The sequence below is a fragment of the Streptomyces sp. NPDC037273 genome, assembly GCF_055603625.1.
Map to the genome: position 1 here is coordinate 1 of NZ_JBVJVO010000016.1, position 22,729 is coordinate 22,729.

A 22,729-nucleotide genomic window follows, 5' to 3' on the forward strand; every position below is an offset into this window, starting at 1 on the left:
CCACAACGCTCCGCGTTGCCTCCCTCCTCCGCCTTGCGATGCACGGCACCAGACGCCGCTCCCTGATCCGGCCTGATCGACAAGACACCCCCTAGTGGATGACGCTGTAGCTGCGCCAGGGCAGGGTGTCCGGCACGATCTGGTTGCTGCTGTTGCTGGGCAGGTAGGTGGAGACCGGGCCCCGGCAGTCGCGGGTGGGGTAGAGCACGATGTCGACCAGGGTGTTGTTCTCCACCTTGGTCACACCGGACGGGGCCATGCGGTGGCAGCCCTTCACCGACGGGCTCGTCACCGTCACCGCGAGCTCGTGCTCCGTCTCGTACGAGAGGGTGCCCACGGCGCTGCGGCCGAGGCCCGAGCAGCCGGCGACGGCGAGAGTGAGCAGCACGGCCCCGGTGGCGGTCGTGAGACGCCGGCGTACGGACATGGCGAAATCCTCTTCTGTCGTGTCGTTTCAGGCCACCATGCCGCCCGCGATGTCCGTTGTCATCTGTTGTTGCGCCAGCCGGGGGAACCGGCCATGGCAGCCGTTGTCAGACCCCACCCGTAAGGTCGGAGGTCCAATGAGGAGCGCGACGCGCACCGGGAGGAGGGCAGAGCCGTGGGACACACCTGGCTGACGAGCGCCGCCGTCTTCCTGCCGGCGAGCCTTCCCCGGGAAGGCCGGGTCGCCTTCTGGGCACCCGACGGCGGGGAACCGCCCGAGCCCGGGGAGAGCGGTGCCGAGCGCGTCGAGCTGACCGTCGCACGGCGGCACGGCGCCGGGGCCCGGGGGCGTGCCGTGCCCGCGGTCACCCTGCCGATCGAGGCCGCCCTGCCGCATCTCGTGGTCGCCCGGCACCATCCGGCGGCCCACCCCGCCACCGCCGGCTGGGGCGCCGCCGCCCTGCACGCCCTGCACCTGACCGCCCGGGGCCGGCTCCTCCCCGGACTCACCGCGGAGGACCTGGACGCCTGGCGGGCCGGTCCGCTGGACGCCGACGACATCGCGCATCTGCGGGCCGTCGCCGCCGCCCTGCCGTACGAGGCGTACGCCGTGCCCGTCCCCGGGCGGGGCGCGCTGCGGCTGCCCGAACCCGAGGCCCTCGTGCGGGCTTTCCTCGACGCGGTCGCCGACACGCTGCCGCGCACCCCGGCCGCCGCCCACGCGGTCGGGGCGCCGTTCGCCTCCCGCGCGCCCCAGCACCTGCCGCACGCGCGCGCCTGGGCGGCCGAGGCGGCGGCCGGGATGGACGCGGGCGTCCGCGTCTCGCTCCGCCTCGACCTCTCGGGGTACGAACTCTTCGACATCTCGGCCGACGGGGACGGCGACGAGCGGCACGCGGCCGCCGCGCTCCTCCAGATCCACAGCCTCGCCGACCCGACCCTCGTCATCGACGCCGCCGACCTGTGGGCGGGCGACGGCGAGCACTTCGGACCCCGCGCCCGCATCGACGCCGTCCTCGCCCTGCGCCGGGCCGCCCGGGTCTGGCCCCCGCTCTCCCGGCTCCTGGAGATGGACGTGCCCGACGTCCTCGCGGTCACCGAGAACGAGCTGTACGAGCTCCTCGGGCCGGCCGCCGCCCGGCTCGCCGACGCCGGGGTCGCCCTCCACTGGCCGCGCGAACTGGCCCGCTCGCTCAGCGCCTCCGCCGTCGTCCGGCCCGCCCTCGCCGCGCCCGGCTCGGCGACCGACGGCACGTCCTTCTTCGACAGCGAGGAGCTGCTGCGGTTCAACTGGCAGCTCGTCCTCGACGGCGATCCGCTCACCGAGCGCGAGATGGACCTGCTCGCCGAGTCCCACCGGCCCATCGTCCGCCTCCGCGACCAGTGGGTCGTCGTCGACCCCGCCCTCGTCCGCAAGGCCCGCAAGCGGGAACTCGGCCTGCTCGAACCGGTCGACGCCCTGTCCGTCGCCCTCACCGGCACCGCCGAGGTCGACGGCGAGACCGTCCCCGCCGTTCCCGTCGGGGCGCTCGCCGCGCTCCGCGACCGCCTCCTCGCCGGACCCGAGGACGTCCAGGCCCCGGCGGGACTCACCGCCACCCTGCGCGACTACCAGCTCCGCGGCCTCGCCTGGCTCGACCTGATGACCTCGCTCGGCCTCGGCGGCTGTCTCGCCGACGACATGGGCCTCGGCAAGACGGTCACCCTCATCGCCCTCCACCTGCGCCGCGCCCGCCGCGCACCCACCCTCGTCGTCTGCCCGGCCTCGCTCCTCGGCAACTGGCAGCGGGAGGTGCGGAGGTTCGCCCCCGACGTGCCCGTCCGCCGCTTCCACGGCACCGAGCGCGACCTCACCGGCACCGAGGGCGGATTCGTCCTCACCACCTACGGCACCCTGCGCACCAGCGCCGCCGAACTGGCCGGGCGGGACTGGGGGATGGTCGTCGCCGACGAGGCACAGCACGTCAAGAACCCGTTCTCGGCGACGGCGAAGGCGCTCCGCGAGATCCCCGCCCCCGCGCGCGTCGCCCTCACCGGCACCCCCGTCGAGAACAACCTCTCCGAACTCTGGGCGCTCCTCGACTGGACCACCCCCGGACTCCTGGGGCCGCTCAAGGCCTTCCGGGCACGCCACGCCAGGGCCGTCGAGAACCACGAGGAGATCGAGCACGAGGAGGCCGTCGAGCGGCTCGCCCGGCTCGTGCGGCCCTTCCTGCTGCGCCGCCGCAAGTCCGACCCCGGCATCGTGCCCGAGCTGCCGCCCAAGACGGAGTCCGACCATCCCGTCTCCCTCACCCGGGAGCAGGCCTCGCTGTACGAGGCGGTCGTCCGCGAGACCATGGCGCTGATCGAAGGGGCCGAGGGCATCGCCCGCCGCGGCCTCGTCATGAAGCTGCTGACCTCCCTCAAGCAGATCTGCAACCACCCCGCCCAGTACCTCAAGGAACAGGCCCCGCGGGGCAGCGGCACCGCCCGCCTCGCCGGCCGCTCGGGGAAGCTCGCCCTGCTTGACGAACTCCTCGACACGATCCTCGCCGAGGACGGCTCCGTGCTCGTCTTCACCCAGTACGTGTCGATGGCGCGGCTCCTCGCCGACCACCTGGCCGCGCGCGGCATCCCGGCCCAACTGCTGCACGGCGGCACCCCGGTGGCCGAGCGGGAGCGGATGGTCGACCGCTTCCAGGCCGGCGAGGTCCCCGTCTTCCTGCTCTCCCTCAAGGCCGCGGGCACCGGCCTCAACCTCACCCGGGCCGGCCATGTCGTGCACTACGACCGCTGGTGGAACCCGGCCGTCGAGGAGCAGGCGACGGACCGCGCCTACCGGATCGGGCAGACCCAGCCGGTGCAGGTGCACCGGCTCGTCGCCGAGGGCACGGTCGAGGACCGCATCGCCGAGATGCTCCGCGCCAAGCGGGCCCTCGCCGACGCCGTCCTCGGCTCCGGAGAGGCCGCCCTCACCGAACTGACCGACCGGGAACTGGCCGACCTGGTGTCCCTGAGGAGGCCCGCGTGAACCACGCCCGGAGCGCGCGCGGAGCCGCCCCCCGCCACGACGACCGCCGCCGCACCTTCCCCCAGGTCGCGCCCCGCGAGGCGCCCGACGGCCGGTTCGCCGCCACCTGGTGGGGGAACGCCTGGGTGGAGGCCCTGGAGGACACCGCTCTCGACCCGGCTCGTCTCGCCCGCGGGAAGGCGTACGCGGGACGCGGGCACGTCGACGCGATCACGGTCACCCCCGGCCGGGTCGTCGCCTACGTCCACGGCACCCGGGCCCGCCCGTACCGCACCGAGATCCGGATGCGGACGCTCGGCGACGACGGCTGGGAGCGGTTCCTCGACGAGGCCACCGCCCGCCCCGACCACATCGCCGCCCTCCTCGACAAGGACGTGCCGCACGCCCTGGAGGCGGTCGCCGGACTGCTGCCCGCGTCGGGGGACCTCGTCCCCGACTGCTCCTGCCCCGACGACGGTTACCCCTGCAAGCACGCCGCCGCCCTCTGCTACCAGGCGGCCCGGATCCTCGACGAGGACCCGTTCGTCCTCTTCCTGATGCGCGGCCGCGGCGAGCAGGAGCTGCTCGCCGAGCTCACCCGGCGCAACGCGGCCCGGTCCGCCGCCGAGACCACCGCCGCCGCGCCGCCGATGCCCACGGTCCTCGCCCGGACCGCGCTGGACACGGGCACCGGCACGCGCGCCTGGCTCCCGCCGCTGCCCCCCGAACTGCCCGTCCCGGACCGGCCCGGCCGCCCGGCCGTCTTCCCGTCGGACCCGTACGCCCCCGACCCGCTCGCCCTCGAGCTCCTCGCCACCGAGGCCGCCGCCCGCGCCCATGTCTTCCTCACCACCGGCCGCGACCCGGTCGCCGAACTCACCCCCTGGCAGGACGCGGTCCGGCTGGCCGCCGCGCACCCCGGCTCCGGGCTCACCGCCTCGACCCGCGCGCTCTACCGCGACCTGGCGTTCGCGCTCGACCGCACGCCCACCGACCTGGCGCGCGCCGTCGCCGCCTGGCGGCAGGGCGGCGCCGCCGGGCTCCTCGTCCTCGAAGAGCCGTGGGACCCGCCGGCCGGCCCGTTCGACCGCGCCAGACCCGCGCTGCTCGCCGCCGACTTCCCCGCCTTCCGTCCCTGGCGCAACCGGCTCTCCACCGAATCGCTCCAGCTCAGACTGGGCAAGGACGGTCTCTGGTACGGCTACGAGTCGGACGCGGGGCGCGAGGACTGGTGGCCGCGCGGCGGCCCCGACACCGACCCGGTCGGGGCCCTCACCGATCTTCTCGGGCGCTGACCGGACACCTGGACGGAATCCCACTCGATGGAGTGAAACCCGTCAACGGCCGGATCCGGCATACCCGATTGTCGCGTTGATTCCGGTACGGGCACTTGCCCGTGTACACCTCCGGAAGGCAGGAAGCCATGAGGCAGATTCGCCGAAGTGGTCTGGCCACACTGTTGGTCACGGGTGGGGCGCTCGCACTGTCGGCGGGCGCCGCGCACGCCGACTCCGGCGCCCAGGGCGCCGCGGTCGGTTCGCCGGGCGTCGGCTCCGGCAACGCGGTACAGCTCCCGGTGCACGTGCCGGTCAACCTCTGCGGGAACACGGTCAACGTCGTCGGACTGCTCAACCCGGCCTTCGGCAACGGCTGTTCCAACCGCTCCGCCGAGCCGGACGGCTACGGCTCGGACGACCACGGCGGCCGCGCCCACAAGGACGAGCCCGCCACCCCGCGCGGCGGAGAGCAGGCCGGCGGCTCGCACGGCGGCGGCGCCGGCTCCTCCAACGGCGGCGGGTCCACCGCCGAGGGCAAGGCCGTCGGCTCGCCCGGCGTCCTCTCCGGGAACGGCCTCCAGCTCCCCATCGACCTCCCCCTGAACCTCAGCGGCAACTCGGTCAACGTCGTCGGCGTCGGCAACCCGGTCTTCGGCAACACCTCGGTCAACGGCCCCGGCAAGCCCGAGCAGCCCGTCGAGATCCCGACGCCGCGCCCGCAGACCCCCGTGCGGAACGTGCCGGTCCCGCGCGCCGAGACCGAGGCCCCTGCCCCGGCCCCCGCGCCGCAGGGCGAGACCAGCTCGGTCGCGCTGGCCTCCACCGGCTCGGACACCATCGGTTACGCCGCCCCGGCGAGCGCCGCGCTGCTGCTCGGCGGCGCCCTGCTGTACCGTCGCGCGCGCCGCGCCGGAGACCGGGCCTGAGGCTTCGGCCCCCACCGGCCCGGCAGCCGCGTGCTGACCCCCGAGCGGTCAGCCGCGTCCCCGGCCGTGCGTGTCCCCGTCGCCGCGACGCCAGGCCCGGAGCACCGCCTCGATGGCGGGCGCGACCCTCGTCCGGGCCTGGTGCCGAGGGACCCCCTGCATCAGCAGGGTGTCGTACGGGGTGTCGACATGGCGTACGGAAGCGCGAACCGCGGCGGTGACGGCGCCGCGGTCGAGCGAGCGCCCCGCGGCCGTCCGTCCCACCCGTCCGCTGCCCTTCGCCGACGCGTGGACGGCGATCTCGCTGACCCGGTCCTCCGGGCAGGACGGGAAGAGGCGCCGGATCTCCGCCCGGAGGAGCGCGGTGATCTCGGCGTCGAGCGCCGCGCGCCGCACCGCGTCCCGGGCCCGTCGCCTGGCCCGCGCCTCGGCGTCCGCGAGGCAGGCGAGCTCCGCCCGGGCGAGCGCCTCCTCCTCCACGAGCAGGCCCTGGCGCTCGTACCGCGTCCGGCGCCGGTTGTGCCGGACCACCACGGCCCACAGGCCGCTGCCCTCGCGGGCCCGGCGGGTGAGCGCGGTGTCGCCCCGGCGGAGGAAGACCAGGTGCCCGAGGTCGGCGCAGTCCAGGCAGACCGGGGCGTTGAACTCGACGATCATCCGCTCCAGCGGCCCCCGCAGGCATTCCGAGCAGCGGCGGCGGCGGAGCGGTTCGACGACGACGGGTGCGACGAGGTCCATGGCCGGTCCTCTCTCCGGTGGTGCCTCAGCGGACGCCGGGCGCCGCGGCGGCGATGAACGTGGCGAGCGCTTCCTTCGCCTGCTCCGAGCGACGGGCGCGCTCCGCCTCGTCGGCCGACTCGTGGATGCAGTGGGACTCGACGAAGGCCGCGTCGGCGAGCCGGCGGACCTTCGGGTCGTCGCACACCAGCTGGACGCGGAAGAGGGCCTGCCGGGCGGCGGTGCGCTGCCGGTAGGAGGCGTGACGCGACTCCTCTGCCTCTTCCGAGCCGGGCTGCCGGAGCGCCGTGAACCAGCGGTCGTTCTGGCTGTGCCGGTAGTCGACGACCGCGCCGGCGAAGGCGCTGTAGGTCTCGATCCGTTCCTGCCGGAGCTGTTCGGTGCGGGCGAGCGCGGCCGTGCGCTCGGTGGCCCGCCCCTGGAACCAGTGTGTGAAGACGGCACCCAACAGGGTTCCCGCCACGGCTATCAGCGCCGCATCCATGACCGGCCGCCCTCCCCGATTCGTTCGGCCCGCAGACCCGTAGATCATGACAGCCGGGAGGGCGGGGCGTCACTGCCGGTAGCTGCTCAGGAAGCGTCCGATGCGGCTGATCGCGGCGTCCAGATCGTCGGCGTACGGCAGGGTCAGGATGCGGAAGTGGTCGGGGCTCGGCCAGTTGAAGCCCGTTCCCTGGACGACCTGGATCTTCTCGCGCAGGAGGAGGTCGAGGACGAACTTCTCGTCGTCGTGGATCTTGTGCACGGAGGGGTCGAGGCGCGGGAAGGCGTAGAGGGCGCCCTTCGGCTTCACGCAGGAGACGCCCGGGATCTCGTTGAGCTTCTCCCAGGCGCGGTCGCGCTGTTCGCGCAGCCGGCCCCCGGGGGCGGTGAGCTCGTGGATCGACTGCCGGCCGCCGAGGGCGGCCTGGATGGCGTACTGGGCGGGGGCGTTGGGGCAGAGCCGCATGGAGGCCAGCATGGTGAGGCCCTCCAGGTAGTTCCTGGCCTGCTCCTTGGGGCCGCTGACGACCAGCCAGCCGGAGCGGAAGCCCGCGACCCGGTAGGTCTTGGAGAGGCCGCCGAAGGTGAGGACGACCAGGTCGGGGCCGAGGGAGGCGGCCGGGTAGTGGACGGCCTCGTCGTAGACGATCTGGTCGTAGATCTCGTCGGCGAAGACCATCAGGCCGTGGCGCCGGGCGAGGTCGAGCATGCCCTCGACGATCTCCTTGGGGTAGACCGCGCCGGTGGGGTTGTTGGGGTTGATGATGACGATGGCCCGGGTCCGGTCGGTGATCTTCGACGCCATGTCGTCGAGGTCCGGGTACCAGTCGGCCGACTCGTCGCAGAGGTAGTGCACGGGCTTGCCGCCCGCGAGCGTGATCACCGCCGTCCACAGCGGGTAGTCGGGGGCGGGTACGAGAACCTCGTCGCCGTCCTCCAGCAGGGCCTGGACGGCCATCGAGATCAGCTCGGACACGCCGTTGCCGAGGAAGATGTCGTCGACGTCCACGTCCGGCAGGCCCATCGACTGGTAGCGCTGGGCGACCGCGCGGCGGGCGGAGAGGATGCCGCGCGAGTCCGTGTAGCCGTGGGCCTTGGGGAGCATCCGGATCATGTCCTGGACGATCTCCTCGGGAGCCTCGAAGCCGAAGAGCGCCGGGTTGCCGGTGTTGAGGCGCAGGACGCTGTGGCCCGCCTCCTCCAGGGCGTTGGCGTGTTCGATCACCGGGCCGCGGATCTCGTAGCAGACCTCGCTCAGCTTGCTCGACTGCCGGAACTCCATGTCGGATCTCCCCAAGGTCCCCATCGGTTTCGTGTTGCTTGGTTTTACCAAGTTCGAGCTTGGAAAGTCCAACAACATGTCTAGACTGCGTCGCATGCCACGTCAGCCACGCCGCCGCAGCTACGACCAGCACTGCGCCGCCGCGCGCGCCCTCGACCTCGTCGGCGACCGCTGGACCCTCCTCGTCGTCCGCGAACTCCTCGCCGGACCACGCCGGTACACCGACCTCCACGCCGACCTCCCCGGCGTCAGCACCGACATGCTCGCCGGCCGGCTCAAGGACATGGAGGGCGCCGAACTCGTCACCCGGCGCCGGCTCCCCCCGCCCGCCTCCGCGTACGTCTACGAACTCACCCCGCGCGGACGGGACCTCCTCCCCGTACTGCGCGCCCTCGCCGCCTGGGGCGCGCCCGACCTCGGCGAACCCCGGCCCACCGACGCCGTCCGGGCGCACTGGTACGCCGTCCCGCTGCTCGGCGCGCTCGCCGAACTCGGTGAACTCGGCCAGGGTGTCGTCCAAGTGACCCTCGACGAGGGGGAGTTCCATGTGCGGCTGGGGGGCGGTGACGGCGTGCACGGCGCCTACGGCGAAGGTGCGTACGGCGAGGCTGCGTACGGTGACGGTGCCGCCGAGCGGCCCGACGCCCGGCTGAGCACCGACACGGCGACCTGCCGCGCCCTCGCCGCCGGCGAGCTGACCCTCACCGAGGCGCTCGCGGCGGGGCGCGCCACCCTCGAACGGACCGCGCCGGCCGCCGACGCCCTCGCGGGCTGACCGGCCACCCGAACGCGCTCAGAGCCCGCCGGTCTCCGGTGACAGAGCCGGTGCGGGAGCCGGTACGTGAGACGGTGTGCGGGCCGGTTCGGGGGCCGGTTCCCGGGTCGCCGCGAGCGCGTCCGCGAGGCGGTCGCGGGCAGCGGTCTGCGCCGCGATCCGGGCGTCGAGGACGGCCAGCCGTTCGCGGGCGATCTCCAGGGCGCGAGGGGAGGGAGCGGCGGCGGTGACGTCCCCGTCGAGGCAGGTGCGGAAGGCGGACACGTCGTCCAGGGTGAGCCCGGCGGCCAGGAAGTGGCGGATGTTCGCCACCCGCGCGACGGCACCCTCCTCGTACACCCGGTACCCGTTGGCCGCGCGGGCCGAGGTGATGAGCCCCGCCGTCTCGTAGTGGCGCAGGGCACGCGCCGACACCCCGGTCCGCCGGGCCAGTTCGCCGATGCGCAAGGACGCCACCTCCGCACGCAGTCGTATCACGCGACCAGCGCACCCCCGTCGACGGGGAGGACGGTGCCGGTCACGAAGGCGGCACCGGGCGCGGCGAGCGCGGTGATCGCCCAGGCGACCTCCTCGGGCCGGCCGATCCGCGCCAGCGGGGTGTGCGCGAGCTGCCAGGCCCGCAGGGCGGCCCGCCGCTCGGGCGAGAGTCCCATGTGGTCCGCGATCGGGGTCTCGATCGCCCCTGGCGCGACCGCCACCACCCGGACGCCGTCCGGCGCGAGCTCCACCGCCCAGCAGCGGGTCAGGGTCTCCAGGGCGCTCTTGGTCGCCGGATAGAGGGAGTTGGCCGGCCAGCCGCGCTGACCGATCGTCGTCGACACGTTCACGACGACGCCCCGGGACTCCCGGAGGGCGGGCACGGCGGCCTGGGTGAGCAGGACGGGGGCGACGAGGTTCGTCTCCAGGAGCGGGGCCATGACGGCGCGGTCGAGGGTGCCGAGCGGGCCGCCGCCGGAGACCCCGGCGTTGTTGACGAGGACGTCGAGGCGGCCGTGGGCGGTGAGCGCGGTCCGCACGATCTCCTCGGCGGCGCCCTCCGCCGTGACGTCGGCGACCAGCGGGTGGATGCCCGCGTGCCCCTCGGCGGCCTCCCGCAGCGGCCCTTCCCGGCGGCCGACGGCGAGGACCGTCGCCCCCTGCCCGGCGAAGGCGCGCGCGGTGGCCCGGCCGATGCCGGTGCCCGCGCCGGTGACGACGACGACCCTGGTGTCTGCGGTGGTGGTGTCCATGGGGTGGATGCTCGAACAGTGACGCCAGTGACAAGGTCAAGCGGCGGGGCCTCGGTGGCCGGGCGCGGGCGGCCGCGGTCGCCGGGAGGCGCGCGGTGACGAGGCGCCCCGCGACCGTGGTGTGACCGCGGTTCGTGGTCCGGGGGCGCGGCGGACACAATGGGCGGGATGCGATACGAGGCGATCACCTGGGACCGGCTGGCCGAGGCCCTCGCCGGGCACGTCGGCGCGGCCGCCCCCGGCGACGGCGGCGAGTGGCTGAAGGTCGGCATCGACGGGCCGCCCGCCGCGCCCGGCGGCGAGCTTGCGGGGCTGCTCGCCGGGGCGCTGCGGGCCCGCGGACGCTCGGTCCATGTGGTGGGGACGGGCGGGTTCCTGCGGCCCGCGTCGCTCCGGTACGAGTACGGGAAGCGGGACCCCGACGCGTACTACGGCGGCTGGGTCGACACCGGGGCCCTCTGGCGCGAGGTCTTCGGCCCGCTGGGCCCCGACGGCACCGGCCGTGTGCTGCCCGACCTGTGGGACCCGGTCAAGGACCGCGCCACCCGCAGCCCGTACGTCATGCTGCCGCCCGGCGGGGTGCTCGTGGTGCACGGGCCGTTCCTCCTCGGCCACTGGTTCCCGTTCGACCTCACGGTGCACCTGCGGCTGTCGCGCGCCGCCCTGGCTCGGCGCACCGAGGAGCAGTGGACCCTGCCCGCCTTCGCCCGTTACGACTCCGAGGTCGACCCGGCGGCCAGCGCCGACGCCGTCGTCCGCGCCGACGACCCGCGTCACCCGGCCTGGACGGGGCTGGGCGGGAGCCGGACGGCGGAGTAGCGGTGGACCGGGTCGCGGGCCGCGGAGCCGACCGGACTCACTCCCCGGCCGGAGGTCTGCCGCCCACCAGGGTGACCGCTTCCGCGCCCGCGTGGCACCCCGCCTCGGTGGCGGGTACGGGCTCCGCGCCCGCGAGCAGGGCGGCGAGGAAGGCCCCGGTGAAGGCGTCGCCCGCACCCGTCGAGTCGAGGCGCCGCTCGGGTGGCACGAGGGGCGCGGGCACCCGGGCCGTGACCGCGCCGGCCTCGGCGACGAGGGCGCCCGCCGCGCCGAGGGTGACCACGACCAGCGGGAACAGCAGGCTCAACTCGGCCGCCGCGGCTTCCGGTTCGGCGCCGCCGGTGAGGGTGCGGGCCTCGTCGGCGTTGGGCAGCAGGACGTCGGCGCCCTTGGCCGAGGCCAGGAACCGGTCCACGCCGAGTTGGTCGAGGAATCCGGCCGATGCCGGGTCGACGCTCACCGGGACGCCGGCCTCCTGGGCGTCACGGAGTGCCCGCCGGGCGGTCTCGCGGCTGGGGGCGGCGAAGAACAGGTAGCCGGAGAGGTGGAGTCGGGCCACGCCGTCGAGCAGGCCGGCGGACCAGTCGGCGGGGGAGAGGCGGAGCGCGGCGCCGCTGTCGGTGAGGAAGGTGCGCTCCGAGGTCGCGTCGACGAGCGAGATCACCGTGGCGGTGGCGGTCTCCGCGTCCGGGACCAGGAGGGGCAGCACGCCCGCCCGCCGCAGTGCCCGGTCGTGCCAGCCCGCCGTGTCCGTCCCCACCCGGCCGAGCAGCCGTACCTCCCCGTGGCCTGAACGGGCGGCCCAGCAGGCCGCGTTGGCCCCGGCGCCGCCCGGCAGGGTCCGGATCTCCGCCGCCGTGTCGGTGGCGGGCGCGAGGGGCGTCCGGTGCCGGGCCACGACGTCGGTGACGACGTCCCCGACGACGAGCAGCGCGCCACCGCCACCGGGTGCGGGCCTCACCCGCCGGAGCGCGGGCGCGTCTTCGGGGCGCGCTCCCTCGGGCGAAGGTGTCACCGGAGCCTCACCGGCCGACCGCGCCGGGCGCCCCCGCGCCGTACGCTCCCGCGATGCTCGCCGCGAGCCGCACATTGCCACGCACGGCCGCGAGGTTCGCCTCCAGGGACGCGCCTTCGGTGTGCACCGTGAGGTATTCGAGCAGGAAGGGGGTGACCGCCTGGCCCGTGATCCCCTTCTCCCTGGCGGCGTCGAGGGCGCTCGCGAGCACCCGGTCGTGCAGGGCGGGGTCGAGCTGCTCGGTCACCGGGACCGGGTTGGCGACGACGAGCGCGGCCGGGGGGCCGCCGAGGGCGTCCTGGGAGCGTATGACCGAGGCGACCTCCTCGGGGGTGCGCAGGGTCCAGTCGACGGCTTCGCCCGAGGAGGAGAGGTAGAAGCCGGGGAAGCGGTCGGTGCCGTATCCGACGACGGTGACGCCGAGCGTCTCCAGGCGCTGGAGGGTCGCGGGCACGTCGAGGATGGACTTGACCCCGGCGCACACGACGGTGATCCCGACGCGGGCGAGCAGCCGCAGGTCGGCCGACTCGTCCTGGGTCTCGCTCCATGCGCGGTGCACGCCGCCGAGGCCGCCGGTGGCGAACACCCGTATGCCGGCGGAGTGCGCGAGCCAGGCGGTCGCCGAGACCGTCGTCGCCCCGGTGACTCCGGTCGCCAGGGCCGGGGCCAGGTCGCGGTGCCCGAGTTTGCGTACGGCCGGGTCCTCGGCGATCCGGGTCAGGGCCGTACGGTCGAGGCCCACTCTGGCCGTGCCGTCGACGACCGCGATGGTGGCGGGGACGGCGCCGCCGGCCCGTACGAGCTCTTCCAGCTCCACCGCCACGGCGAGGTTGCGCGGGCGCGGCAGGCCGTGGGCGATGATCGTCGATTCGAGCGCGACGACGGGGCGGCCCTCGTGGAGCGCTTCCCTTACCTCTTCGGACACCTGTGTGGACATGTGTCATTCCTTGGCGCGCCCACGGGCCCCGCAAACCTCGTTGGCGAGCTCCTGCCACGCTCCGGGAGGGGGCTGCGGAATCCGTCACGGGGAGAGCGCCGGGGGCGGCGGGGGAGTGGGCGGGGCCCGGCGGGGACTGCGGGGGAGGGTCGGTACGGATTTCGTCGCCGCGCCGGGATTCCGGCATCGCGCCTGGTGGGAGGCGATGCGGAGCGGAAAATTCCACCCGGTCCCGGTCGCCGGGAGGCCTTGGAGTCCCGCTACAGTCACCGCCCATGACGACACATGACCTGCCTTCCTTCGCCGTGCACATCCCCGACGCCGAGCTCGAAGCGGAGCCGCTCGACCCCGGCCAGATCGTCTCCGGCACGCCCGAGGTGACCGGCAAGGTCCTGTGGGAGTCGGCCGACGGCAAGCAGCTGCGGGGCATCTGGCAGATCACCCCCGGCGTCGTCACCGACACCGAGGCCAACGAGCTCTTCGTGGTGGTCTCCGGCCGGGCGACCGTGGCCGTCGAGGGCGGCGCGACGCTGGAGATCGGGCCCGGTGACGCCTGCGTGCTGCGCGAGGGCGACAAGACGACCTGGACCGTGCACGAGACCCTCCGCAAGGCGTACCACATCAGCCTCTGAAGTCCCTGGGAACGCCGCCGGTCGAGAGTCTGGTAGGAAACCTTCCTATCCGATAGCATCCCCGGCGGCGGCTTGGCGCGGCGCCCGAACCAGGGGCGTGACGCGCTCAGCGAGAGCTCTGACCCGGCCGCCGAGCACCACCCCGCCGCGTGGCGCCCGAATCGCCACCGGCCGGGCGCTCACGTCCGCTTCCCCGCGGGCGCGTGCGTCCGGCCCGCGCGGCCGGACCGTGGTGCGCCGCACCGGTGTCCAGCTCTCGCCACCCCCTCAGGCCAGGGAGCCCAGGTATGCGCCTGTACGCCTCCGCCCCACCCCATCGCCCCACCACCCGCCTCCCGCTCGTCCTCGCGGCCGTCCTGCTGCTCGTCGGCGGGCTCGTGCTCGCCCTCCCGGACCGGGCCGGAGCGGCCGCCGACTCCCTGATATCCCAGGGACGGCCCGCCACCTCCTCCTCCGTCGAGGACTCCACCTTCGGCCCGGAGAAGGCCTTCGACGGGATCGCCACCACCCGCTGGGCCAGCGCCGAAGGCGTCGACCCGCAGTGGATCAAGGTCGACCTCGGCCCCTCGTCCACCGTCTCCCGCGTCAAGCTCGTCTGGGAGGCCGCCTACGCCAAGACCTACCGCGTGGAGATCTCCGCCGACGGCTCCACCTGGACCCGTCTCGCCACCGAGACCGCCGGGAACGGCGGCACCGACGACTGGACCGGACTCACCGGAACCGGCCGCTACCTCCGTGTCTACGGGACCGCCCGCGGCACCTCGTACGGCTACTCGCTCTACAGCGTGGAGGTCTACGGCACCACCTCCACCACGCCCCCGCCCACCGGCTCCTTCACGGTCGTCGCGGCGGGTGACATCGCCGCCCAGTGCACGGCCTCCAGCAGCTCCTGCGCGCACCCCAAGACGGCCGCGCTGGCCCAGCGGATCGCGCCCTCCTTCTACCTGACCATGGGCGACAACCAGTACGACGACGCCCTGCTCTCCGACTTCCGCGCCTACTACGACAAGAGCTGGGGCGCCTTCAAGGCGAAGACCCGGCCGGTCCCCGGCAACCACGAGACCTACGACCCGGCGGGATCGCTCGCCGGCTACAAGTCCTACTTCGGCGCCATCGCCTACCCCCAGGGCAAGCCCTACTACAGCTACGACCAGGGCAACTGGCACTTCGTCGCCCTCGACTCCAACTCCTTCGACGACGCCGCGCAGATCCAGTGGCTCAAGGACGACCTCGCGCGGAACACCAAGGGCTGCATCGCCGCCTACTTCCACCACCCGCTGTACTCCTCCGGCGGCCACGGCAACGACCCGGTCTCCAAGCCCGTCTGGCAGATCCTCTACGGCGCCAAGGCCGACCTGGTCCTCAACGGACACGACCACCACTACGAGCGCTTCGCCCCGCAGGACCCGAGCGGGCGGGCCACCGCCGACGGCATCGTCGAGATCGTCGGCGGCATGGGCGGCGCCGAGCCGTACGACATCGAGACCGTCCAGCCGAACAGCCAGAAGCGGATCAGCGGACCGTACGGCGTCCTGAAGCTGAACTTCACGGACACCACCTACACCTGGCAGTACGTCGGCACCGACGACCAGGTCAAGGACTCCGGCCCGACCTACACCTGCCACTGATGTACCTCGCGACCACCGGTCGCCGCGACGCGCCGCCCGCCCCCTCGGGGGTCAGGCGGCGCGTCCCGGGCACCGTCCTCGCGCTCGGCGCGGTCAGCCTGGTCACCGACGTCTCCTCGGAGATGGTGACGGCCGTCCTGCCGCTCTACCTGGTCCTCGGACTCGGCCTCTCCCCCCTCCAGTTCGGGCTGCTCGACGGCCTGTCCACCGGCGCCACCGCGCTCGTACGGCTCCTCGGCGGCGCCACCGCCGACCGCGGCGGCCGCCACAAGCAGGTCGGCGGACTCGGCTACGCCCTCTCCGCCTGCTCCCGGCTCGGCCTCCTCCTCGCGGGCGGCGCGACCGGCTGGATCGCCACCGCGCTCGCCGCCGACCGGCTCGGCAAAGGAGTCCGCACCGCCCCGCGCGACGCGCTCATCACCCTGCACAGCCCGCCGGAGGACCTGGGCCGCGCCTTCGGCACACACCGCGCCATGGACACCACCGGCGCCCTCCTCGGCCCCCTCGCCGCGTTCGCCCTCCTGTCGGCGACGGCCGAGGCGTACGAGGCCGTCTTCGCCGTCAGCTTCTGCGTCGGCGCGTTCGGCGTCCTCCTCTGGCTCCTCCTGGTCCCCGGCCGACGGGACACGCGGGCCGCGTCCCCCCGGCCTCGCCCACGCGCGCGCGGCCGGCTCCTCGCGGCGCCGCGCTCACCCGCGTACCGGCGGATCGTGCTCTGCGCCGGCCTCCTCGGGGCCGCCACCGTCGGCGACTCCTTCCTCTACCTGCTGCTCCAGCGGCGGCTCGACCTTGACCCGACCTGGTTCCCGTTCCTGCCGCTCGGCGCGGCCGCCGTCTATCTGCTGCTCGCCGTCCCGGCCGGCCGCCTCGCCGACCGCACCGGGCGGCGCGGACCGCTCCTGTACGGCCACGGGGCCCTGCTCCTGGCGTACGGGCTGCTGCTCGCCCCCGTGCCCGGCGGCGTGGCGCTCCCCGGCGTCCTGCTGCTGCTCGGGGTGTTCTACGCGGCCACCGACGGCGTCCTGATGGCGCTGGCCGGCCCCTTCCTCACCGAGGGACGGCAGGCGGGCGGCCTCGCCCTCGTCCAGACCGTCCAGGCGCTCGCCCGGGTCGGCGCCGGCGTCGCCTTCGGGGCCGTCTGGACCGCGAGCGGCACCGGGACCGCCCTCGTGGCCGCGCTCGTCGCCCTCGCCGCCGCCCTGTGCTGCGCCGCCCGCCTGCTGCCCACGACACCGCCCCTCACCGCGCCCACCACCCCCGCAGCCCCGCGAGAGGACTGACCCATGAACGCCCCGACCGGTGCCCGCCTCTCCGCACGCGCGCGCGTGGGCATCCTCGTCCTCGCCCTGCTGCTGCTCGGCGGCGGCGCCACGGCCTACACCCTGCGGGTGGCCTCCGGCCGGCCGGCCGCGGCCGCCGGAACCGCCGCGGCGGGCTTCACCCTCGACGGCGGTGCCGGGGCGCTCTACGTCCGGGACACCGCGAGCGGGCGCGTCGCGCGCGTGGAGCCGTCCGCGCCCGGCGGACGGGTGGTGGGCGGCCCCACCTGCGACCGCTTCCACGCGGCGGGCGGCACCGCCGTCTGCCTCCAGCGGCGGCCGGGCGTACCGGCCCGCTCGTACGTCCTCGTCCTCGACCGCGACCTGCGCGAGGTGCGCCGCATCGCCCTGCCGGGCATCCCCAGCAGGGCCCGGGTGTCGGCCTCGGGCAGGATGCTGTCGTGGACGATGTTCGCGACGGGCGACTCCTACGCGCGCGCGTCCTTCGCGACCCGCACCTCGATCCTCGACCTGCGCACCGGCTATCTGGTGAAGAACATGGAGCAGATCCCGCTCACCCTCGCCGGCCGCCGCCACCACGCCCCGGACGTCAACTACTGGGGCGTCACCTTCGCCGCCGACGACAACCGTTTCTACGCCACCGTGTCCACCGGCGGCCGCACCCACCTCGTCGAGGGCGACATGGCGGCCTGGAAGGCGCGGGACCTCAGGGAGAACGCCGAATGCCCGTCGCTTTCCCCGGACGGCACCCGGATCGCCTTCAAGAAGCGGGTCTCGGACGGCCCGCGGGACCCGTGGCGGCTGTACGTGTACGACCTGCGCTCCGGCCGCGAGCACCCGGTCGCCGAGCGGCGCGGCATCGACGACCAGGCTTTGTGGACGGACGGCGGGACCCTCGCGTACGGCTACGGGGGAGCGGTCTGGTCGGTGCCGGCCGACGGCACCGGCTCCCCGCGCCGGCTCGCCGACGGGGCCTCGTCCCCGGCGGCGCCCCGCTGACCGGGGGCCGGGGGAGTCGGGAGCAGCGGCGGTCAGGCCTTGCGGAAGGCGCTCCGGACCGCGAGCGCGGCCATCGGGAGGAGCAGGCAGGCGGCGATCGCGTTCAGCGGGCCGTAGCCGGCCTGCGACACGATCAGGCCCGCGGCGAGACCGCCGAGACCGGCGGCGGTGTTCATGACGGTGTCGGAGAGGCCCTGGACCGCCGCCCGCGCGGCCTGCGGCACCGAGTCGGTGAGCAGCGCGGAGCCGGAGACGAGCCCCGCCGACCAGCCGAGGCCGAGGATGAAGAGGCCCGCGGCGGTCTGGCCGTGGCTCGCCCCCGAGGTGCCCGCGACCAGCGCGGCGATGCCGAGGAGGCCGACGGCGAGACCGATGACCGACAGCCGGCCGAGCCGGTCGGAGAGCCAGCCCATCACGGGCGAGAAGGCGTACATGCCCGCGATGTGCCCGCTGATGACCAGACCGATCAGCTGGATGTCCGCGCCGTGGTGGGTGAGCGCCACGGGGGTCATCGACATGATCGACACCATCGCGGTGTGCGAGGCGGCGACGGTGACCAGGGCGAGCCGGGCCATCGGCGACTCGCGCACCGCCCGCAGGCCGGCGCGCAGCGACCGTCCCTCGGCGGCGGCCTCGCCCGCCTCGGAGCCGGTCAGCGCGCGGGCGGTGAGCAGCGGGTCGGGGCGAAGCAGCACGGCGACCAGGACCGCCGCGATGACGAAGACGCCGGCGGCCCAGACGAACGGGCCGGCCGTGGCCGGGATGCCGAGGCCGGTGACGCTCTTCCCGGCGGGCGCGGCGATGTTCGGGCCGAGCACCGCACCGATGGTGGTGGCCCACACGACGGTGGAGATGGCCCGCGCCCTGCGGTCCGGTTCGGCCAGGTCGGCGGCGGCGAAGCGGGCCGCCAGATTCGCCGAGGACCCGGCCCCGAAGCCGACCAGGCCGACGAGCAGCAGCGGGAAGCTGTCGGCGACGGCCCCGAGCACCGCGACCCCGGCGCCGAGCGCCCCGATGAGATACGCGAGGACGAGCCCGGCCCGGCGGCCGCGCGCGGCCATCAGGGAGGCCAGCGGCATGGCGAGCAGGGCGGGCCCTGCCACGCTGGCCGTCGACGCGAGGCCGGACAGGGCCTCGGAGCCGCTGACGTCCCTGGCCAGGACGGCGGCGAGCGCGACGCCGGTGGCGATGCCGAGGCCGCCGAGGATCTGGGTGCCGATCAGCACCGCCTGGATACGGCGGCGCAGCGCCGGCAGTTCGGCCTCGCTGACGGGTATCCGCCCGGGCAGCGCTGAGTCAGGGGCATCGGAGGTCTGGGTCACTTACGTGAGTGTGCCAGCCCTCCCACCCCAGGGGAACGCCACCCGGGCTTCCGGGGGACGCCCCCGCTCAGAACAGCGGCGCGGGCAGCACGCCCTCCAGGGCGAGCAGCTGCCGCTTGGTCTCCAGGCCACCCCCGAAGCCGCCCAGGCCCCCGTCGCTCTCCACCACGCGGTGGCACGGCACGACCAGCGGCAGCGGATTGGCGCCCATCGCCGCCCCGACCGCCTGCGCGGCCCCGGGCTGCCCCACGCGCCGCGCCAGCTCGCCGTACCCGACGACCGTCCCGTACGGCACGCCGGCCACCAGTTCGCGCAGCACCTGCCGGTTGAAGCCGGTCGTCAGGCTCCAGTCAAGGGGGAGGACGATGTCGCCCGGCTCGCCCGCGAAGTAGCGCTCGAACCGCCGTATCGGCTCGGCGAGCAGACCCGAGGCGCGCTCCACCGGCTCCGCGCCGAGCTGCCCGGCGAGCCGGTCGGGCATCCGCTCCCGCCGCGCCGCGTCCGCGTGGAACTCGACCCGCACCAGACCCCGCTCGGTCGCGGCGAGGAAGAGCGGCCCGATGGGGCTCTCCACGACCGTCCACTCCACCGGGACGGGCGCCCCGGGAGAGGTCCCGCCCGTCGTCCCCGCTTCGATGTCCATGCCGTTCACGATACGACCGGGCACTGACAGCGCTCTCAAGATCACGGGCCGGTCTCGCTCCGGTCTCACCACCGGAAATTCCCCGGTCACGTGGTCGTGAGGGCGTCGGCGCGCCATAATCTCGCCGGTAGTACTACCCAGCGGTACCGACTGTTTTCGGACGACGTGGGACCAGGGGTGGAGGACACACGCTCATGCAGGGCACGGTCGACGGATTCAGCTACGGTCTCGTCACGCCGGTGGCCGCCTTTCTCATGGCGTGCCTCGGCGGCGCCCTCGGGCTGAGGTGCACCACCAGATCGCTCCGCCACCGCGACAGCTTCAAGGCGGGCTGGCTCGCCCTCGGCGCCACCTCGATCGGCACCGGCATCTGGACGATGCACTTCATCGCCATGATGGGCTTCTCCGTCCAGCAGGCGCCCGTCAGCTACGACCGCCCCATCACCTTCGCCAGCCTGGGCGTCGCCGTCCTCATGGTCGGCATCGGCATCTTCATCGTCGGCTACCGCGGCGCGACCGCCCTCACCCTGGTCACCGGCGGCACCATCACCGGCCTCGGCGTCGCCACCATGCACTACCTCGGCATGGCCGGCATGCGGCTCCAGGGGCGCATCGAGTACGACACCCTCACCGTCGCCCTCTCCGTGGTCATCGCCGTCGTGGCGGCCACCGCGGCCCTCTGGGCGGCCGTATCCGTACATGGATTTCTGGCCAGCCTCGGTGCCAGCCTGGTGATGGGCGTCGCCGTCAGTGGTATGCACTACACCGCCATGGCCGCCGTCAGCGTCCACCTGCACGGCGCCGAGCCCCGCGGCGGGAGCGGCGACACCGCCACCTCGCTCCTCCTGCCGATGCTGATCGGCCCGGCCGTCTTCCTGATCCTGGCCGCCGTCGTCGTCATGTTCGACCCGCTGCTCGTGATGGGCGACCCGGACTGGCAGCGGTCCGACGCCCGGAGCGTGCACCGGCCCGGCGTGCCCGCCCCGCGCCACGTGCCCTCCTACGGCGAGCCGGCCAACTGGACCGCCAAGCCCGGACGCGCCGCCCGCCGCAGCGTCCCGAGGGGCGGCCACCGCTCCCAGGACTGGTGACGGGACACCCGCCGGAAGGCCGCTGAGCCGGTCGCCGTCCACAAGAGCCCCCGAGTGTCAGTGCCGGGTCGTACGGTGGTTCCATGCGGCCCGTTTCCAAGATCGAACGTTCGGTGGCGCCCTTCGAGGTCGTCAGCTCCTACCAGCCAAGCGGCGACCAGCCCGCTGCCATCGCCGACCTCGAGCGGCGCATCCGCGCGGGCGAGAAGGACGTCGTGCTCCTCGGCGCGACCGGCACCGGCAAGTCGGCGACCACCGCCTGGATGATCGAGAAACTCCAGCGCCCCACCCTCGTGATGGCGCCGAACAAGACGCTGGCCGCCCAGCTGGCGAACGAGTTCCGCGAGCTCCTGCCGAACAACGCGGTGGAGTACTTCGTCTCGTACTACGACTACTACCAGCCCGAGGCGTACGTCCCCCAGTCGGACACCTACATCGAGAAGGACTCCTCCATCAACGAGGAGGTGGAGCGGCTCCGCCACTCCGCCACGAACTCGCTGCTCACCCGCAGGGACGTCATCGTGGTCGCCTCCGTCTCCTGCATCTACGGCCTCGGCACCCCCCAGGAGTACGTGGACCGCATGGTCCCGCTCAAGGTCGGCGAGGAGATCGACCGCGACCAGCTGCTCCGCCGCTTCGTCGACATCCAGTACACGCGCAACGACCTGGCGTTCACCCGCGGCACCTTCCGCGTCCGCGGCGACACCATCGAGATCTTCCCGGTGTACGAGGAGCTCGCCGTCCGCATCGAGATGTTCGGCGACGAGATCGAGGCCCTCTCCACCCTCCACCCGCTCACCGGCGAGGTCATCAGCGAGGACCGCGAGCTGTACGTCTTCCCCGCCAGCCACTACGTCGCCGGCCCCGAGCGCATGGAGCGCGCGGTCAACGACATCGAGCGCGAGCTGGAGGGCCGCCTCGCCGAGCTCGACAAGCAGGGCAAGCACCTGGAGTCCCAGCGGCTGCGCATGCGGACCACGTACGACATCGAGATGATGCGGCAGATCGGCTCCTGCTCCGGCATCGAGAACTACTCGATGCACTTCGACGGCCGCGAGCCCGGCTCCGCGCCCAACACCCTCATCGACTACTTCCCCGAGGACTTCCTCCTCGTCATCGACGAGTCGCACGTCACCGTGCCGCAGATCGGCGCCATGTACGAGGGCGACGCCTCCCGCAAGCGGACCCTCGTCGACCACGGCTTCCGGCTCCCCTCCGCCCTCGACAACCGCCCGCTGAAGTGGGAGGAGTTCCAGGAGCGGATCGGCCAGACCGTCTACCTCTCCGCGACCCCCGGGACGTACGAGCTCTCGCGCGGCGACGGCTTCGTCGAGCAGATCATCCGCCCCACCGGCCTCGTCGACCCCGAGGTCGTCGTCAAGCCCACCGAGGGCCAGATCGACGACCTGGTCCACGAGATCCGGCTGCGCACCGAGAAGGACGAGCGCGTCCTCGTCACCACCCTCACCAAGAAGATGGCCGAGGACCTCACCGACTACTTCCTGGAGCTCGGCATCCAGGTGCGCTACCTCCACAGCGACGTCGACACCCTCCGCCGCATCGAACTGCTCCGCGAACTGCGCGCCGGAGAGTACGACGTCCTCGTCGGCATCAACCTGCTCCGCGAGGGCCTCGACCTGCCCGAGGTCTCCCTCGTCGCCATCCTCGACGCCGACAAGCAGGGCTTCCTGCGCTCCGGGACCTCCCTCATCCAGACCATCGGCCGAGCCGCCCGAAACGTCTCCGGCCAGGTCCACATGTACGCCGACCGGATCACCCCGGCGATGGAGCAGGCCATCGACGAGACCAACCGGCGCCGCGAGAAGCAGATCGCGTACAACACGGAACACGGCATCGACCCCCAGCCGCTCCGCAAGAAGATCAACGACATCGTCGCGACCATCGCGCGCGAGGAGATCGACACCGAGGAACTCCTCGGCAGCGGCTACCGCCAGGCCAAGGAGGGCAAGGGCGCCAAGGCGCCCGTCCCCGCGCTCGCCGCACACGCCCCCAAGGGCCGCGGCAAGGCGGGCTCGACCGTCGAGCTCGGCGACCGGCCCGCGACCGAACTGGCCGCGATCATCGAGGAGATGACGGAGCGGATGCGGGCCGCCGCGGCCGAGCTCCAGTTCGAGGTGGCCGCCCGGCTCCGCGACGAAGTGGGGGAGCTGAAGAAGGAGTTGCGCCAGATGAAGGAGGCGGGACTCGCCTGACCGGGAGCGGTCCGGTGTGTTG

21 protein-coding genes are annotated in these 22,729 nt (G+C 74.0%); 11 read left to right on the top strand and 10 right to left on the bottom strand.

All coding sequences use genetic code 11. The features are described from left to right. Positions 1-91: 91 nt before the first annotated feature. Positions 92-427, bottom strand: coding sequence for a hypothetical protein (locus ACZ7G1_RS31710; RefSeq protein WP_470878448.1), 336 nt, complete (start codon positions 425-427; stop codon positions 92-94). A 174-nt stretch (positions 428-601) separates the two neighbouring features. Here ACZ7G1_RS31710 and ACZ7G1_RS31715 point away from each other — a divergent pair, with 174 nt between their 5' ends. The 3 genes from ACZ7G1_RS31715 (at position 602) to ACZ7G1_RS31725 (ending at position 5,621) form a co-directional block, all read left to right on the top strand. Continuing rightward, positions 602-3,439, top strand: a complete 2,838-nt coding sequence (locus ACZ7G1_RS31715; protein WP_470878446.1) for a DEAD/DEAH box helicase — start codon at positions 602-604, stop codon at positions 3,437-3,439. After that, positions 3,436-4,713, top strand: a complete 1,278-nt coding sequence (locus tag ACZ7G1_RS31720) for an SWIM zinc finger family protein (protein ID WP_470878444.1) — start codon at positions 3,436-3,438, stop codon at positions 4,711-4,713. Before ACZ7G1_RS31715 ends, ACZ7G1_RS31720 begins: the two co-directional genes overlap by 4 nt. 128 nt (positions 4,714-4,841) lie before the next feature. Continuing rightward, positions 4,842-5,621, top strand: coding sequence for a chaplin (locus ACZ7G1_RS31725; protein WP_470878442.1), 780 nt, complete (start codon positions 4,842-4,844; stop codon positions 5,619-5,621). 48 nt (positions 5,622-5,669) lie between these two features. Here ACZ7G1_RS31725 and ACZ7G1_RS31730 read toward each other — a convergent pair whose 3' ends face one another. The 3 genes from ACZ7G1_RS31730 to ACZ7G1_RS31740 form a co-directional block, all read right to left on the bottom strand. Next, positions 5,670-6,359 (bottom strand): DUF2293 domain-containing protein, encoded by a 690-nt coding sequence (locus tag ACZ7G1_RS31730; protein WP_470878440.1) that lies wholly within the window; start codon positions 6,357-6,359, stop codon positions 5,670-5,672. A 25-nt stretch (positions 6,360-6,384) separates the two neighbouring features. Then, positions 6,385-6,843 carry a hypothetical protein gene (locus ACZ7G1_RS31735; protein WP_470878438.1) on the bottom strand — a complete coding sequence of 153 codons (459 nt, stop codon included), beginning with the start codon at positions 6,841-6,843 and terminating at the stop codon, positions 6,385-6,387. A 69-nt stretch (positions 6,844-6,912) separates the two neighbouring features. Further along, entirely contained in the window at positions 6,913-8,124 is a 1,212-nt protein-coding gene (locus ACZ7G1_RS31740; protein ID WP_470878436.1) for a pyridoxal phosphate-dependent aminotransferase, read from the bottom strand. A gap of 94 nt (positions 8,125-8,218) precedes the next feature. On the opposite strand from ACZ7G1_RS31740, the gene ACZ7G1_RS31745 reads away from it, so the two are divergent. Further along, positions 8,219-8,899, top strand: a complete 681-nt coding sequence (locus ACZ7G1_RS31745; protein ID WP_470878434.1) for a winged helix-turn-helix transcriptional regulator — start codon at positions 8,219-8,221, stop codon at positions 8,897-8,899. 18 nt (positions 8,900-8,917) lie between these two features. Here ACZ7G1_RS31745 and ACZ7G1_RS31750 read toward each other — a convergent pair whose 3' ends face one another. Together ACZ7G1_RS31750 and ACZ7G1_RS31755 are read right to left on the bottom strand one after the other, a co-directional pair. After that, positions 8,918-9,346, bottom strand: coding sequence for a MerR family transcriptional regulator (locus ACZ7G1_RS31750; protein ID WP_470878458.1), 429 nt, complete (start codon positions 9,344-9,346; stop codon positions 8,918-8,920). A gap of 26 nt (positions 9,347-9,372) precedes the next feature. Then, on the bottom strand, positions 9,373-10,128 hold the full coding sequence (locus tag ACZ7G1_RS31755) for an SDR family NAD(P)-dependent oxidoreductase (protein WP_470878432.1): 756 nt from the start codon (positions 10,126-10,128) through the stop codon (positions 9,373-9,375). Between the two features lie 168 nt (positions 10,129-10,296). On the opposite strand from ACZ7G1_RS31755, the gene ACZ7G1_RS31760 reads away from it, so the two are divergent. Next, on the top strand, positions 10,297-10,947 hold the full coding sequence (locus tag ACZ7G1_RS31760; protein ID WP_470878430.1) for a nucleoside/nucleotide kinase family protein: 651 nt from the start codon (positions 10,297-10,299) through the stop codon (positions 10,945-10,947). 37 nt (positions 10,948-10,984) lie between these two features. Here the strand turns inward: ACZ7G1_RS31760 and ACZ7G1_RS31765 are convergent, their stop codons facing one another. Together ACZ7G1_RS31765 and ACZ7G1_RS31770 are read right to left on the bottom strand one after the other, a co-directional pair. After that, a complete protein-coding gene (locus tag ACZ7G1_RS31765; protein ID WP_470878429.1) occupies positions 10,985-11,908 on the bottom strand; it encodes a carbohydrate kinase family protein in 924 nt (307 codons plus the stop codon). Between the two features lie 61 nt (positions 11,909-11,969). Then, positions 11,970-12,899, bottom strand: a complete 930-nt coding sequence (locus tag ACZ7G1_RS31770; protein ID WP_470878427.1) for a pseudouridine-5'-phosphate glycosidase — start codon at positions 12,897-12,899, stop codon at positions 11,970-11,972. A gap of 275 nt (positions 12,900-13,174) precedes the next feature. Between ACZ7G1_RS31770 and ACZ7G1_RS31775 the strand changes: the two genes are divergently transcribed. The 4 genes from ACZ7G1_RS31775 to ACZ7G1_RS31790 all read left to right on the top strand — a co-directional run bounded on the left by ACZ7G1_RS31775 (position 13,175) and on the right by ACZ7G1_RS31790 (position 17,438). Further along, entirely contained in the window at positions 13,175-13,531 is a 357-nt protein-coding gene (locus ACZ7G1_RS31775) for a cupin domain-containing protein (RefSeq protein ID WP_470878425.1), read from the top strand. A gap of 287 nt (positions 13,532-13,818) precedes the next feature. Then, entirely contained in the window at positions 13,819-15,159 is a 1,341-nt protein-coding gene (locus tag ACZ7G1_RS31780; RefSeq protein ID WP_470878424.1) for a discoidin domain-containing protein, read from the top strand. Beyond that, the gene (locus tag ACZ7G1_RS31785; protein WP_470878422.1) at positions 15,159-16,439 is read left to right on the top strand and encodes an MFS transporter; all 1,281 of its coding nucleotides are present in this window, start codon (positions 15,159-15,161) and stop codon (positions 16,437-16,439) included. Before ACZ7G1_RS31780 ends, ACZ7G1_RS31785 begins: the two co-directional genes overlap by 1 nt. 3 nt (positions 16,440-16,442) lie before the next feature. After that, positions 16,443-17,438, top strand: a complete 996-nt coding sequence (locus ACZ7G1_RS31790) for a TolB family protein (protein ID WP_470878419.1) — start codon at positions 16,443-16,445, stop codon at positions 17,436-17,438. Positions 17,439-17,470: 32 nt separating this feature from the next. On the opposite strand, the gene ACZ7G1_RS31795 is transcribed toward ACZ7G1_RS31790, so the two are convergent. Both ACZ7G1_RS31795 and ACZ7G1_RS31800 read right to left on the bottom strand, forming a co-directional pair. Beyond that, positions 17,471-18,760: an MFS transporter gene (locus tag ACZ7G1_RS31795; RefSeq protein ID WP_470878417.1), complete on the bottom strand. Its 1,290-nt coding sequence runs from the start codon at positions 18,758-18,760 to the stop codon at positions 17,471-17,473. A gap of 67 nt (positions 18,761-18,827) precedes the next feature. Then, positions 18,828-19,403: a methylated-DNA--[protein]-cysteine S-methyltransferase gene (locus ACZ7G1_RS31800; RefSeq protein WP_470878415.1), complete on the bottom strand. Its 576-nt coding sequence runs from the start codon at positions 19,401-19,403 to the stop codon at positions 18,828-18,830. A 194-nt stretch (positions 19,404-19,597) separates the two neighbouring features. Between ACZ7G1_RS31800 and ACZ7G1_RS31805 the strand changes: the two genes are divergently transcribed. Together ACZ7G1_RS31805 and uvrB are read left to right on the top strand one after the other, a co-directional pair. After that, entirely contained in the window at positions 19,598-20,494 is an 897-nt protein-coding gene (locus ACZ7G1_RS31805; protein ID WP_470878413.1) for an MHYT domain-containing protein, read from the top strand. An 83-nt stretch (positions 20,495-20,577) separates the two neighbouring features. Beyond that, positions 20,578-22,707, top strand: coding sequence for an excinuclease ABC subunit UvrB (uvrB, locus tag ACZ7G1_RS31810; RefSeq protein WP_470878411.1), 2,130 nt, complete (start codon positions 20,578-20,580; stop codon positions 22,705-22,707). Positions 22,708-22,729: the final 22 nt, after the last annotated feature.